Raw genomic sequence first — 13,655 nt, 5'->3', positions numbered from 1 at the left:
CATGCGAAAGCGATTGCGGGTACCCGGTTGCCGAACACCGTCATCGCGCCTGTGCCGGCGTGCCTGCCGGCGATGTTGCCGTGGGCTTTGGCCCGACCCACGCGAACCTCAGCGTTCGGGAGAGTCTTCGGTGCCCACCCTCGAGGCGAGTTCCGCACAAGTGAGCGGCCGCAGGCCACATAAGACATGGGCCGCGAAGCGGTCTTCCGCACCGAGCGCGGAGGACTGTCTGAGCAGCGAGGGTGGGCACCGAAGGCTCTGCGCGTCACCCCTCCCCTCCGTTGGCTTTTCGCCGCTGAAGCGGCTCCCACATGGTTTTATCTAGCGCCCCTGCTGTGAACGAAGCAGGTCGCGGATTTCCGTCAGCAACACGACATCGGCAGCCGGCGCCGCCGGGGCTTCTTCTTCGCGGCGGGTGAGGCGGTTGATCGCCTTGACCACGATGAAGATGGCGATGGCGACGATGACGAACTGGATCAGCACGTTGATGAAAACGCCGTACTGGACGGCGACTTCGGCTTTCTTCGCGACGGCATCGGCCGGTTTGAGGACCCATTTCCAGTCGGAAAAATCGATACCGCCGATCAGCCAGCCGATCGGCGGCATGATGATGTTGTCGACCAGCGAGGTGACGATCTTGCCGAATGCCGCACCGATCACGACACCGACCGCCAGGTCGACGACGTTACCGCGTAGAGCGAATTGCTTGAATTCCGCGACGAAGCTCATCGGTCTTTCTCCTTATTGGCTGAACGTGGAACGTTGAAAACTAGCGAGATGGATGTCGGCAGTTCGCGAAGTCAGCTCACGCGGCCTTCCAGCGTCGCGACGCCGTCGAGGGTCGCACGGAATGTATCGCCGCGCACGAGGGCGGATACGCCGGCCGGTGTACCCGTGTAGATGATGTCGCCTGCCTTCAGCTCGAACAGCTTCGATAGCGCGCTGAGGATCTCCGGCACGTCGAGGAGCATGTCGCCCAGCGTGGCCTCCTGGCGCAACTCACCGTTGATCTCCAGCGCGATGCGCGTGGAGGCTGTCGGTGTCACTTCCGATGCCGGGACCAGGGCCGAGATGGGGGCCGAGTGGTCGAAGGCCTTGGCGACGTCCCACGGCGCGCCCTTGGCCTTCGCCTGCGCCTGCAGGTCGCGGCGGGTCAGGTCCAGGCCTACGCCGTAGCCCCAGACCAGCTTGCCGGCCTGCTCGACGGAAAGGTCCGAGCCGCCGGCACCCAGGGCGACCACCATTTCCACTTCATGGTGGAGGTCGCTGGTTGCCGAGGGGTAGGGCACGTCGGCGCCATCGGTGACGATGGCATCGGCGGGCTTGGTGAAGAACATCGGGTTTGCCTTGTCGACCGAGGCGCCCATTTCACGGGCGTGGTCGGCGTAGTTGCGGCCGATGCAAAAAATACGGCGGACCGGGAAACGCGCGGTCTGGCCGAGGACGGGGATGCTCGGCTGGGCCGGCGCGGGGATGATCGTATTCATCGCATCAGGTTAGCAGGTGACACCTGTCACGGCAGATGACTGATGGGCGGAAGTGGTGCAGCTTCGGCCCGGGTCGCATGATCTTGCCATCCGATGGGACCGCAGGGGACAGAGGGAAGCATGAATTCGAACGCCGAGCTGCTGCGGCAGCTGAAGATCGATAAATCGCACAAGGAAGCCCACGGTGGCGGAGGTGGGGGCAACGGAACCCGGCTCGCTCTCATCGCGGCTGGCGTCCTTGTCGTACTGCTTGCGGCGGGTGCCGGTGCCTGGGTCTTCGTTGCCCATCGCCCGGTCGAGGTGAAGACCGCGACCGCCGTGTCGCCATCCGCCAATGCGGAAGCCGGCGCGGTGCTCCAGGCCACGGGTTACGTGACGGCACGTCGCCAGGCCACGGTCTCCGCGCAGATTACCGGCGCGCTGACCGAGGTGCTGATCGAAGAGGGTGACCGTGTAACGAAGGGCCAGGTGCTCGCCCGCCTCGAGGACAACGCCTTGCGCGCCAGTCTGGACGCTGCCCGGGCAAGCGCCGCAGCGGCCCACGCCACCGTGGCTCAGACCCAGGCCCAGCTCGACCAGGACCTGCGCGATGCCGACCGCGCCGAGGCGCTGGTCGGACGCGGTCTGGTGTCCAAACAGGTATCGGAACAGGCCCGCACCCAGGCAAATACCTTTCGCGCCCAGCTCAACACCGCGCGGCGCCAGGCCGACTCGGCCGACGCGCAGGTCCAGGTCGGGCAGGTCAACCTCGACTACACCGTGGTTCGCGCCCCGTTCGATGGGGTGATCACGGACAAGGCGGCCCAGGTCGGCGAGATCATCTCGCCGCTCTCGGCCGGCGGTGGATTCACGCGGACCGGCGTCGGCACCATCGTCGACATGGATTCGCTGGAGATCGATGTGGACGTCAACGAGGCCTATATCGGCCGCGTGCAGCCGAACATGCCTGCGGAGGCCGTGCTCGACGCCTATCCCGACTGGAAGATTCCCGCCCACGTGATCGCCATCGTCCCGGCCGCCGATCGTGGCAAGGCCACCGTGAAGGTACGCGTCGCGCTGGAGAACAAAGACAGCCGCATCGTTCCCGACATGGGCGTGCGTGTTTCCTTCCTCGAGCGTCGTGCACCGGCGCAGTCCGCGGTGCCAAAGGGGGTCTTCGTTCCCGCCGCGGCCGTCGTGCAGCGCGATGGCCATGACGTCGTCTTCGTTATTGCAGACAACACGGCGAAGCGCCGGCCCGTGACATCCGCGAAGCCGTCCAGCGGTGACATGCGCCTGGTCACCGACGGCGTGGCCACCGGCGAAACCGTCGTCGTCGCACCTCCCGATTCTCTCGCCGACGGCGCCGCCGTCAGCATCGCCAAAACCACACCCTGACGCGTACGGAGACATAACGATGGCCACCCTGATCGACATCCAGGATCTCTCCAAGGTTTACGAGCGCGGCCGGCAGAAGGTCGAAGTGCTGCATGGTGTGAACCTGAAGATCGAGGAAGGCGACTTCCTCGCCCTGATGGGCCCCTCGGGCTCGGGGAAGACCACCTTGCTGAACCTGATTGGCGGGTTGGATACGCCGACCGGCGGCAGCATCACGGTGGCCGGCGAACGTATCGACCAGCTCGGCTCTGGCGCGCTGGCCAAGTGGCGCGCCGCGCACGTCGGTTTCGTCTTCCAGTTCTACAACCTCATGCCCATGCTCACCGGTCAGCGCAATGTGGAATTGCCCCTGCTCCTGACCAAGCTGTCGGCGGCGCAACGAAAGCAGAATGCGTCCATCGCGCTGCAACTGGTGGGTCTGTCCGACCGCGCCACGCACAAGCCTTCCGAACTCTCCGGCGGCCAGCAGCAGCGTGTGGCGATCGCGCGGGCCATCGTGTCCGACCCCACGCTGCTGGTCTGCGACGAGCCGACGGGCGACCTCGATCGGCAGTCCGCCGAAGAGATTCTCGGCCTCCTGCGCGAACTCAATCGCGAGCACGGCAAGACGATCGTCATGGTGACCCACGATCCCAAGGCCGCGGAGTACGCAAACCACACGCTGCATCTCGACAAGGGCACCCTTGTCGAGCAAGCCGTGGCCTGAGCGAGGAAGCCGGCATGAAATACATGCATCTGATCTGGGCGGCGCTGTTCCGGCGCAAGTCCCGCACTTTCCTCACCCTGGTGTCGATCCTCGCTGCCTTCCTGCTCTTCGGCATGCTCGACGCCACACGTGCAGCCTTCGATTCCGGTGACAGCGTGATCGGTGTGGATCGCCTGATCACCACGTCGCGTTATTCGATCATCCAATCGCTACCGGCAAGCCTGCAGACGCGCATGGAGGCCATCCCCGGGGTGAAGTCCGTGGGCTACGCCAACTGGTTCGGCGGCATCTACCAGGATCCGAAGAACTTCGTGCTCAGCTTCGCGGTCAGCGAAAACTACCTGGACATCTACCACGAGATGGAATTGCCGGCGGACCAGCGCAAGGCCTACGAGACCACGCGGACGGGTGCCATCGTGGGCGAGGCGTTGGCGAAGCGTTTCGGCTGGAAGGTGGGCGACAAGATTCCCCTGCAGTCGACGATTTTCCCGCAGCGCAACGGCGACAAGACCTGGCCGTTCGACATCGTCGGTATTTACACGCCAGCCAAGGGCGCGGCCAACGGCACGGACCAGCAGTTCTTCTTCCACCACAAGTATTTTGAGGATGCCAACGCGTTTCACAGCATCGGCACCACGGTGGGATGGTACGTGGTGAAGCTCACGTCCGCCGACAAAGCCGACAGTGTGGCCAAGGCCATCGATGCGCTGTCGGCCAACTCGGACCACGAAACCAAGACGCAGACCGAGCAGGCATTCAATGCTTCGTTTGCAAAACAGCTCGGTGACATCGGCCTCATCGTCTCGGCGATCATGGGTGCGGTGTTCTTCACCCTGATCCTGCTGACCGGCAACACCATGGCGCAGGCCGTACGTGAGCGCACGAACGAACTCGCCGTGCTGAAGACCATTGGCTTCTCCAGCCAGAGCGTGCTCGGCATGGTGCTTGCCGAAGGCGTGCTGTTGCTGGTGTTGGGCGGCGTGTTGGGGCTGGCGGCTGCCGGCATCGTCGTGCCTATTGTCACGAAGCTCAGTGGCGGCGCGCTCAACCTGCCGCCGATCGGTGCATCCACGTGGATTCTCGGTGTCGTACTGATGGTGGTGATCGGCGCGCTCGTCGGCGCCCTGCCTGCCATCCGCGCGATGCGTCTCAACATCGTCGACGCGCTCGCCGGGCGCTGAGGAATACGACATGAAATCGATGAAGAAACTTGGCTTCGGCCTGTTGATGTTGCTGATCGTCGCCGCCTTCCTCGCGCTGTGGACCGCGCTGCCCTGGCAAGGTGTCGTAGCGCTCGCTGTGATCCTCGTACTGTGGATGGCACTGACCCGTCGGGGCCGGCAGACCTGGCAGGTCACCCGCGTGGGACTGGCGACCGTGACCCAGCGACTGGGTTCGTCTTCGGTCGTGGTGGTCGGTATCGCCGGCGTCGTCGGCGTGCTCGTGGCCATGCTCGCGATGAGCGATGGCTTCGCCGAGACCCTGCGCTCTACCGGCAACGACCGCACTGCGATCGTGCTGCGCGGTGGCTCGCAGGCCGAGCTCAATTCCATTCTCGATCGTGACAGTGCCAACGTGGTCATGCAGGCGCCCGGCGTGAAGAAGGACGCGCAAGGCAAGCCCATCGCCTCCGGCGAACTGGTGGTGGTGGCCAACCTGCCGCGCAAGGGCGATCCGAACAGCGATTCCAACGTGCCGATTCGCGGCGTCAGCGAGGATGTCTGGACACTCAGGGACCAGGTGAAGATCGTCGAAGGTCGGAAGTTCCGGCCGGGCCTGGGCGAAATCATCGTTGGCAAAGGGGCGAAAGCGCAGTTCGAGGGTATCGATGTCGGCAAGACTCTGCGTCTGGCCGGGCAGACCTGGACCGTGGTCGGTGTGTTCGAGTCACACGACGCGCTCGAGTCGGAGTTGTGGGCCGATACGCAGAGCGTGGGGTCGGCCTACCGGCGCGGCAGCAGTGTGCAGTCGGTCACCGTGCTGCTGGATTCACCAAAAGCTTTCGACACGTTCAAGGCCAACCTCGTCGCCGACCCGCGGCTTAAGGTCGACGTAAGTACGACGCAGGACTATTTCAGCAAACAGTCCGAAGGCCTGACCAAGGTGTTGCGCGCGGTGGGTATCACCGTCGGCGTCATCATGGCTATTGGTGCCATCTTCGGTGCGCTCAACACGATGTTCGCCGCCATCCAGGCACGGGCCCGGGAGATCGCCACGCTACGCGCCATCGGCTTTCGTGGAGTGCCGGTCGTGGTCTCGGTGATGCTCGAAACCATGATGCTCGCCCTGCTCGGCGGACTCATCGGGGCCGGCGTGGTGTGGATCATCTTCAACGGTTACACCACCTCCACGCTCGGGGCCAACTTCAGCCAGGTGGTCTTTCGTTTCCATGTCAGTGGCGAACTGCTCTGGACGGGTATCAAGTGGGCGCTCGCCATCGGTTTCATCGGCGGATTGTTCCCGGCGCTGCGTGCGGCGCGTGTCCCGGTGACAACGGCACTTCGCGAACTCTGAGACAGCGGATCGCGCGGAGCCTTACAGGGCTTCGCGCGGCTCGCGCACACCGGCCCGGTCCTGCTCGATGCAGGCGTGCGCATGCATCAGCCAGCGACCGCCGCGGTCGAGGCAGGCGTCGTACTCCAGGTAGTCCGCCACGGGCGATGAGATACCCGTGGCCGGCTTTTCGCGAAAGCTCTGGCACGAAGCCACGGCCAGGATGGCGATGCCGAACAGGGTGCCACCGCGCGCAACACACTTCGGGGTAAGCCGGGACATGGGACGCTCCTCCAACTGAGGAGTCCGAGCCTAGGTCGCGCTATCGCGGACCGACATCGAATAATTCTGAAAAAATGGGTGGCGAAGCCGGAGTGAGACCTGCATCACACTCCGGGGTTTTCAGGCCTTGCGCACGCGCATCATCGTGATGATGCCCACACCGACCAGGATGATCGCCATGCCGGCGAGGTCGAACGGCCCGACATGCTCGCCAGCCAGTGCTACACCGAACAGCACGGCCACCGGCGGATTGACATACGCATAGCTGGTGGCCAGTGCGGGACGCACGGTCTTCAACACGTAAAGGTATGCGCTGAAGGCAATGATCGAGCCGAAAACGATGAGATAGGCGACAGCGGCCGTGGCGCCCGCTTGCGGATGTGCCGGAAAACGCTCTCCATGGAGCAGGGCGATGATGCTCAGCGAGACGCTGGCGCAGAGCATCTGCGCAGCGGTGTTCATTGGACCCTTGGGCATGTCCTGGCGCCTGGACCACACCGACCCGAATGCCCAGGCCATGGCGGCGCAGATCAGGGCGATGGCGCCGAGCGGCGAGCCTGAGAGGCCCGCGCCGAGGTTAAGCACGATGACACCGACAAAACCCAGCATCAGGCCCGCGGTTTCCCCACGCGTGGGCCATTCGCCATAGATACCGCCGAATACCGCGGCGAACAACGGCATGCTCGCCACCGCCACGGCGGCGATGCCCGAGCTCACCGACTGTTCGGCGAAACAGACCAGGCCATTGCCACCGGCCAGCAGCAGGGTGCCGACGATCGCCGCGTTCTTCCACTGGGCGGCGGTCGGCAGGGTCGCGCCGCGCACGCGTAACACGGCGAACAGCGATACCCCGGCGATGGCGAAGCGAATCGCCGCGAGCATGAAGGGCGGATAGCTCACCAGCGCATAGCGGATACCGAGGTAGGTCGAGCCCCAGATGACGTACAGCGCGAACAGCGAAAGCGGAACCATCCACCTCGGGTCGGTGGCGACGGAGGCGGGCGCGGGCGTCGTGGAACAGGCAGGGTCGGACATGGCGGATCCAGGCTGAATTCGGAACGATATCGTCGCGACGCGCAACGCGGTAGCGAAACGTTCGAAGGTCAGCCTTGAGCCGCGCTCATGGCACGCTCGGTGGCCAGCAATTGCTGCTTGATTTCCAGGCCCCATCGCCAGCCGCCCAGGCTACCGTCCTCGCGGATGATCCGATGGCAGGGAACCAGCAGGGCAAGCTTGTTGCTGCCGCAGGCGCGACCGATCGCCCGCGCCGCCTTGGGTACGCCGAGTTTCGCGGCCAGCTCGCCATAGCTGAGGGTTTCACCGCGCGGAATCCGTGTCAGCGCATCCCAGACGCGCCACTGGAATGCGGTCGCGGCAACATCCACCGGTGGCATCGCCGGCGTATCGCCGTCGTCCCAGCCGAGGTCGCGGGTGACACGCGCGATCACCGCATCCAGCCACTCGTCGCGGCCTTCGTCCACGCGTTCGCGTCCGGCCAGCGGGAACTCGTCCGCCAGCCGTGTTTCCAGTGCCGTGTCGTCATCGCCGAGCGTCACCGAGCAAATGCCCTTCGCTGTGGTGGCGACCAGCAGCCGCCCGAGCGGCGTGCCGGTGGTGGTGTAGCGGATCGAAGCACCTGCGCCGCCCGCGCGGTAGCTGGCCGGGGTCATGCCCAGCCGGCGGTCGCTTTCCTCGTAGACCCGGCTGCCGGAGCCGAAGCCGGCCTCGTAGACCGCGTCGGTCACGGGGGCGCCGTCGCGCAGGGCTTCGCGTAGCTGGCCGAACCGGCGCGCGCGGGCGTACTCGGCCGGACTGACGCCGTAGCGGCGTCGGAAGGCGCGTTGCAGATGGGTGGGGCTAAGCCCCGCGACGGCGGCGAGCGTGGCGAGATCGCTGGCGCCGTCCTCGCTATCGAGCGCGGCACGGACACGTTCAAGGGCGTCGTCGGTGGCGGGGCGCATGAGCTGAACCTGGGTTTTCATCGTGGCCTCCAAGGGTTGGAGACCAGCGTAGGCGGGGCTGTGCCCCGTCACCATCCGCTTCTTGCGCGCGGATCTGCTTGCGAGGGTGCTTAGTGGTGGACGGGGTCGCGCTGGCGGATCACGACGAACTCGCCCTCTAGCACCTTCGGATCCTGCGAGGTGTGCGAGGCCGACGGGCGCGGCGTCGCGGTGGCGCCCCCGCGAGCGAGCTTCCACTGGCGCACGGCCAGGAACACGAGACCACCGGCCAGCAGCACGCCGATGACGACCACGCCGAATACCAGCAATACGCCAAGCACGGCCAGACCGGCCACGACGGAGAGGGCGCGGGCGAGCGGATTCCGCGAGCGGCGAATGGGCGGGAAGACGAAGCGCATTGGTTAAAAATCCGTATGGCACAATGACATGCGTGGTACCCCTTTACCTTGGGGCAACCCATCCTCATAGACAAGTGCCATGACTCCTAACGCCGACACCCCTCCGCTCTGCCTCCTGGCCGACATTCCCGACGGCAATGCCATCGAAGTCGAAGCCATCGTCAACCTCGAGGTGGAGTCGCTCATGGTCTACCGCCACGGTGACCAGGCCCGCGCCTATTTCAACGTCTGCCCGCACGCGGGCCGTCGGCTTGACTACGCGCCCGGGCGATTTCTGGTCCGCAACGGGACGATCATCTGCGCGGCCCATGGCGCCACCTTCACGGCGGACAGCGGCGATTGCACGGCGGGGCCTTGCAGGGGTGAGCGTCTGCGCGGCGTGCCGGTGGCGGTGCATGAGGGTGTGGTGCGACTGGCCTGAGAAACGTCTCGGCCGAGGGCTTCCCCCTCAGCGATACATGAAGTTGATCGTGACCAGGGTCAGTGTAAGCACGATGATTGTCAGAGGCAGGCCGACGCGCAGAAAATCCTTGGCGCGATAACCACCCGGACCCGCCACCATCATGAGTGCCGGATGGCCCGAAGGCAGCAGGAAGGTATTCGACGACGACACCGCGACAATCAGCGCGTAAGCCGACGGGTTACCCCCCGTACTCACCGCCACGCTGATGGCGATCGGCACCATCATCACGGTGGCGCCCACGTTCGACATGACCTGCGAGAACATCAGCGTAAGCACGGCGATCGACAGCTGCAGCGTCCACTGCGGCGCATGGCCAAGTACGGCCAGCACTTCCTGGGCGATCCACGAGGCGGTGCCGGTGGAGTCCATCGACCAGCCCAGGGGAATCAGACAGGCCGTGACGAAGATGGTCTTCCAGTTGATCGCCTTGTAAGCCTCGTCCATGTTCAGCACGCCGGTCAGCAGCATGCCGACGGCGCCGGTCATCATCGCCACGGAGAGGTCGAGGTGGGTGAACAGCGCCAGGCACTTGGCCAGCACGAAGAAGAAGACGGCCTGCCAGATCTTGCCCGGGCGCGCCTCCTCCTTGGGTACGTCGGTGACCACCACGAAGTCGCGGTCTTCCTCGGCCAGTATCAGGTCGCGCCACTTGCTATGCAGCACCAGCGTGTCGCCGGCGCGCAGGGTCACCGCGCGGACGTCCTCGCGGAACACTTCATCGCCACGATTCACCGCGAGCACGGAGATGCCGAAGCGCTTGCGCAGGCGCAGCTCACCGACGGTCTGCTTGATGAAACGCGAGCTGGGCGGCACCACCGCCTCGGAAATACCGGCGCGCGTCGTGTTGAACTGCTCGCCGAGCTGGCGCAGGCGCATGGACACGCGGCATAACTGGTTGTTGGCGAAGGCATTGATGGCATCGCGCGGAGCCAGTACGCCAAGCACCGTGCCCACCCAGATCATCTGGTCGGACGGCGGCGCCACGCGGCTCTCGTTGCCGTTCTTGATCGCCAGGATCAGCGGCGCGCCATGCAGCTGCTCCACTTCGCCGATGCTCATGCCGACCAGCGGGCTTTCCGCCGTGACGGTGAGCTCGGCGGTTTCGCCAACGATGCCATAGGTGTCGGCAAAGTAGCTTTCCGTGCGTCCCGGCGTGACCTTGAGGCGATCGTCTTCGCGCTCGGGCAGCAGCTTGCGGGTGAACAGGTAGAAGAACAGTACGCCGACCACGGCCAGCACCAGACCCACGGGGGTGACGCTGAAAAGGCCGAACTTGGGAATGGTGTGCGCGCCCGGCGGCAGATTGCTGTTCGCGCTGGCGATCAGGTCGTTGAGAACGATGAGCGGCGAGTTGGCGATCAGCGTGGTGTTGGTGGCGGTGAGGATGCAGAACGCCATGGGCAACAGCAGGCGCGACATCGGCACGCCCGTGCGGGCGGAAAGGCGGCTGGTCACGGGAATCATCAGCGCCGCCAGCGCCTGGCTGGGAATCACCGCACTGAACAGGCTGGTGACGCTGTTCACCACCACGCCGAGCCGCGACTCCACGCCACGCGCCATGCGCATGACGAAGGCAGCGGTAAGGTTCAGTACGCCGGCGCGGTCGAGGCCCGCACCCATGATCATGATGGCGATGATGGCGATGACGGCGTTGCCGGCAAAGCCATTGAATACCTGGTCGCCGGGGATCAGGCCGGTGAGGCCGATCGCGACCACGACGAGCAGGGCCACCATATCGGCCCGGATCCACTCCAGAACGAGCATGAGCATGGTGAAGCCCACCAGGCCCAGCACAAGGATCATTTCGGGAGTGAGGGTAAGAGCCACTAGCCGGCTATCCGGATCCGGTCGGTTGGGACGTGCGGTGGCATGGTCTTGCCAGGCGGCGAGTGATGCCGCAGGAGTATACGCGTTGGGGGTGGCTCCCGGCTGAAGCGGGCCGCATGGCAGCCCGCGTTTCTCCGGTCAGTGGCTGCCCTTTCAGCGGCTGAGGTTGCTCAGGGCGAGGTCGACGATCGAATCGCCGCGCCCGCTCATCACCGCCTTCAACGCATAAAGGCTGAAGCCCTTCACCTGCTCGCCGCTGATCTTCGGCGGCATGGACAGCTCGAGGCGATTGCTGACCACGTCAAGCAGGGCAGGGCCCTCATGCGAAAGCACCTCGGCGACGGCCGAAGGCAGGTCGCTGGCACGGGTGACGCGGCGGCCATGGATGCCCATGGCATTCGCCATTGCGGCGAAATCGGGGTTCTTCAGCTCCACGCCGGTTTCCAGCAGTCCGGCCGCCTTCATTTCCAGCTCAACGAAGCCCAGGGTGCCGTTATTGAGCACGATGACCTTCACCGGCAGGCCTTCCTGGGCGAGCGTGATGAAGTCGCCCATCAGCATGGAGAAGCCGCCGTCGCCGGATAGCGAAATGACCTGGCGGCCCGGATGCGATGCCTGCGCGCCGATTGCCTGCGGCATGGCGTTGGCCATCGAGCCGTGCACGAAGGAGCCAAGCAGGCGGCGTTTGCCGTTCATGCGCAGGTAGCGCGCGGCCCAGACGGTGGGCGTGCCGACATCGACGGTGAAGACCGCGTCCTCTTCGGCCAGTTCGCTGACCAGTCGGCTGAGCTGCTGCGGATGGATCAGTTCGCGCCCCGGTTCGATCGCGGCGAGCTGGTCCAGATCCTGCCGTGCCCGGGCGTAATGAGCGAGGCAGCGATCGAGATGGCCGCGCACGCGCATGGGCTCGAGGCGGGGAAGCAGGGCGCGGATCGTTTCGCCCACGTCGCCGACGATGCCGAGGTCGACACGGCAACGCCGGCCGATGTTGCCCGGACGCAGGTCCACCTGGGCGATCTTCGCGTCCTCCGGATAGAACTGCCGATAAGGAAAATCGGTGCCGAGCATCAGCAGGGTGTCGCAGTCTTCCATGGCGTGATAGCCGGAGCTGAAACCGATCAGGCCGGTCATGCCGACGTCGAAGGGGTTGTCGTACTCGACATACTCCTTGCCGCCGAGCGCATGCACGATCGGCGATTTCAGGGTGTCCGCCAGGGCGATCAGGTCGTCGTGCGCGCCGGCCGTGCCGCGCCCGCAAAGAAGGGTGATGCGCTTGCCTGCGTTGAGCAGGGCCGCGAGCGCGTCGAGTTCACGCTCCGCCGGAATCACCTTGGGCTTCGGTGGCAACAGCCCGGCGGCCGGCGTCACGGCCTTGACCAGGGCCTTGCGCATGGCCACATCGCCGGGGATCACTACGACGGCCACGCCGCGCTGGCCTACCGCTGCGCGGATGGCCGAGTCGAGGACGTGCGGCATCTGCGCGGGATCGGACACCATCTCGCAGTACACGCTGCACTCGCGGAACAGCTCGGTCGGGTGCGTTTCCTGGAAGTAGCCGCTGCCGATCTCGGCGCTGGGAATATGCGCGGCGATGGCCAGCACGGGCGTGCGCGAGCGGTTGCAATCGAACAGGCCGTTGATGAGGTGCAGGTTGCCGGGGCCGCAGCTGCCGGCGCAGACCGCGAGCTCGCCGGTCAGCTGGGATTCGCCACCGGCCGCGAAAGCGGCGGCTTCTTCATTGCGCACATGGACCCATTCGATGCGCTTGCGTTCGCGCAGGGAGTCGGTGATCGCGTTGAGGCTGTCGCCGACCAGGCCATAGATGCGGCGGACGCCGGCTTCTTCGAGGGTTTCGGCGATCAGATCGGCCACGCTTGAAATGGACATCGGGAGGGTTCCGTAAGCACGAAGCCCCCCTTATGCCAGCTAAGCGGTCAAGGTGTCGTGGTCAAACCGCGCCATTCGTACAGATAGTCCCAGACACCGTGGCCCAGCCGCGTGCCGCGACGCTCGAAGTGGGTCTCGATGCGCCAGGCGGGGCGCTCGGCGCTCACGCCCGGACCCACGCGGTTATGCCAGCCCGAGGCGGCTTCCATGGTTTCACGCATGTGTTCCGCATAGGCCTCCCAGTCCGTCGCCAGATGAAGCAGGCCGCCCGGCGCCATGCGCGAGGCCAGTAGCTCGACGAACGCCGGCTGGACCAGCCGACGCTTGTTGTGGCGCTTCTTGTGCCAGGGATCCGGAAACCAGATGCGTACTTCGGACAGGCTGGCGGGAGGAATCTCGTGCTCGAGCACTTCGACCGCATCGTGTTTGTACACGCGCACGTTGCTGGCCTCGCGCGCAGCGAGTGCGTTCATCAGGCGGCCGACGCCCGGACTATGCACTTCCACGCCGATGTAGTCGCGAGCCAGGTCGTGCTCGCTCGCCCAGGCCAGCGCTTCCCCGTTGCCGAAGCCGATCTCGAGCACGCGCGGCGCCTCGCGGCCAAACGTGGCGCCGAGATCGCGTTCGCTCGCGTTGTAGTCGAGCCCGAAACGGGACCAGTGATCGTCGAAGGCGCGTTGCTGCGCCGTGGTCATCCGGCCTTCGCGCAGTACGAAGCTGCGGATACGGCGGAGGTAGGGCGCGTCGCCCGTGCTGTCTTCGTCGTGCGTCATG

14 protein-coding genes are annotated in these 13,655 nt (G+C 65.5%); 5 read left to right on the top strand and 9 right to left on the bottom strand.

Annotation, left to right across the window (positions count from 1 at the left end):
• Positions 1 to 321: 321 nt before the first annotated feature.
• A complete protein-coding gene (gene mscL, locus C8J98_RS01265) occupies positions 322 to 729 on the bottom strand; it encodes a large-conductance mechanosensitive channel protein MscL (protein ID WP_107910158.1) in 408 nt (135 codons plus the stop codon).
• Between the two features lie 71 nt (positions 730 to 800).
• Positions 801 to 1,487: a fumarylacetoacetate hydrolase family protein gene (locus C8J98_RS01260; RefSeq protein ID WP_107910156.1), complete on the bottom strand. Its 687-nt coding sequence runs from the start codon at positions 1,485 to 1,487 to the stop codon at positions 801 to 803.
• A 120-nt stretch (positions 1,488 to 1,607) separates the two neighbouring features.
• Here C8J98_RS01260 and C8J98_RS01255 point away from each other — a divergent pair, with 120 nt between their 5' ends.
• The 4 genes from C8J98_RS01255 to C8J98_RS01240 are packed head-to-tail and all read left to right on the top strand — an operon-like array spanning position 1,608 to position 6,084.
• On the top strand, positions 1,608 to 2,864 hold the full coding sequence (locus C8J98_RS01255) for an efflux RND transporter periplasmic adaptor subunit (protein WP_107910154.1): 1,257 nt from the start codon (positions 1,608 to 1,610) through the stop codon (positions 2,862 to 2,864).
• 19 nt (positions 2,865 to 2,883) lie between these two features.
• Positions 2,884 to 3,570, top strand: a complete 687-nt coding sequence (locus tag C8J98_RS01250) for an ABC transporter ATP-binding protein (protein WP_107910152.1) — start codon at positions 2,884 to 2,886, stop codon at positions 3,568 to 3,570.
• 14 nt (positions 3,571 to 3,584) lie between these two features.
• Positions 3,585 to 4,751: an ABC transporter permease gene (locus tag C8J98_RS01245; protein ID WP_107910150.1), complete on the top strand. Its 1,167-nt coding sequence runs from the start codon at positions 3,585 to 3,587 to the stop codon at positions 4,749 to 4,751.
• 10 nt (positions 4,752 to 4,761) lie between these two features.
• Positions 4,762 to 6,084: an ABC transporter permease gene (locus tag C8J98_RS01240; RefSeq protein ID WP_107910148.1), complete on the top strand. Its 1,323-nt coding sequence runs from the start codon at positions 4,762 to 4,764 to the stop codon at positions 6,082 to 6,084.
• A 21-nt stretch (positions 6,085 to 6,105) separates the two neighbouring features.
• Here C8J98_RS01240 and C8J98_RS01235 read toward each other — a convergent pair whose 3' ends face one another.
• The 4 genes from C8J98_RS01235 to C8J98_RS01220 all read right to left on the bottom strand — a co-directional run bounded on the left by C8J98_RS01235 (position 6,106) and on the right by C8J98_RS01220 (position 8,704).
• The gene (locus tag C8J98_RS01235; RefSeq protein WP_107910146.1) at positions 6,106 to 6,345 is read right to left on the bottom strand and encodes a hypothetical protein; all 240 of its coding nucleotides are present in this window, start codon (positions 6,343 to 6,345) and stop codon (positions 6,106 to 6,108) included.
• A gap of 120 nt (positions 6,346 to 6,465) precedes the next feature.
• Entirely contained in the window at positions 6,466 to 7,380 is a 915-nt protein-coding gene (yedA, locus tag C8J98_RS01230) for a drug/metabolite exporter YedA (RefSeq protein WP_107910143.1), read from the bottom strand.
• Positions 7,381 to 7,448: 68 nt separating this feature from the next.
• Positions 7,449 to 8,327 (bottom strand): methylated-DNA--[protein]-cysteine S-methyltransferase, encoded by an 879-nt coding sequence (locus tag C8J98_RS01225; protein WP_233260067.1) that lies wholly within the window; start codon positions 8,325 to 8,327, stop codon positions 7,449 to 7,451.
• Between the two features lie 89 nt (positions 8,328 to 8,416).
• Positions 8,417 to 8,704 (bottom strand): hypothetical protein, encoded by a 288-nt coding sequence (locus C8J98_RS01220; protein WP_107910141.1) that lies wholly within the window; start codon positions 8,702 to 8,704, stop codon positions 8,417 to 8,419.
• Positions 8,705 to 8,783: 79 nt separating this feature from the next.
• On the opposite strand from C8J98_RS01220, the gene C8J98_RS01215 reads away from it, so the two are divergent.
• Positions 8,784 to 9,125 (top strand): Rieske 2Fe-2S domain-containing protein, encoded by a 342-nt coding sequence (locus C8J98_RS01215; RefSeq protein ID WP_107910139.1) that lies wholly within the window; start codon positions 8,784 to 8,786, stop codon positions 9,123 to 9,125.
• Positions 9,126 to 9,152: 27 nt separating this feature from the next.
• On the opposite strand, the gene C8J98_RS01210 is transcribed toward C8J98_RS01215, so the two are convergent.
• The 3 genes from C8J98_RS01210 to trmB form a co-directional block, all read right to left on the bottom strand.
• Positions 9,153 to 10,970, bottom strand: coding sequence for an SLC13 family permease (locus C8J98_RS01210; RefSeq protein ID WP_107910137.1), 1,818 nt, complete (start codon positions 10,968 to 10,970; stop codon positions 9,153 to 9,155).
• Positions 10,971 to 11,147: 177 nt separating this feature from the next.
• Positions 11,148 to 12,866: a ubiquinone-dependent pyruvate dehydrogenase gene (poxB, locus tag C8J98_RS01205; RefSeq protein ID WP_199229794.1), complete on the bottom strand. Its 1,719-nt coding sequence runs from the start codon at positions 12,864 to 12,866 to the stop codon at positions 11,148 to 11,150.
• 62 nt (positions 12,867 to 12,928) lie between these two features.
• Positions 12,929 to 13,654 (bottom strand): tRNA (guanosine(46)-N7)-methyltransferase TrmB, encoded by a 726-nt coding sequence (gene trmB / locus C8J98_RS01200; RefSeq protein WP_107911094.1) that lies wholly within the window; start codon positions 13,652 to 13,654, stop codon positions 12,929 to 12,931.
• Position 13,655 lies beyond the last annotated feature (1 nt).

Source organism: Luteibacter sp. OK325 (assembly GCF_003050935.1).
Taxonomy (GTDB): Bacteria; Pseudomonadota; Gammaproteobacteria; order Xanthomonadales; family Rhodanobacteraceae; genus Luteibacter.
The sequence above is the reverse complement of the archived record's forward strand: the minus strand, read 5'-3'. Positions and strand labels throughout refer to the sequence as shown.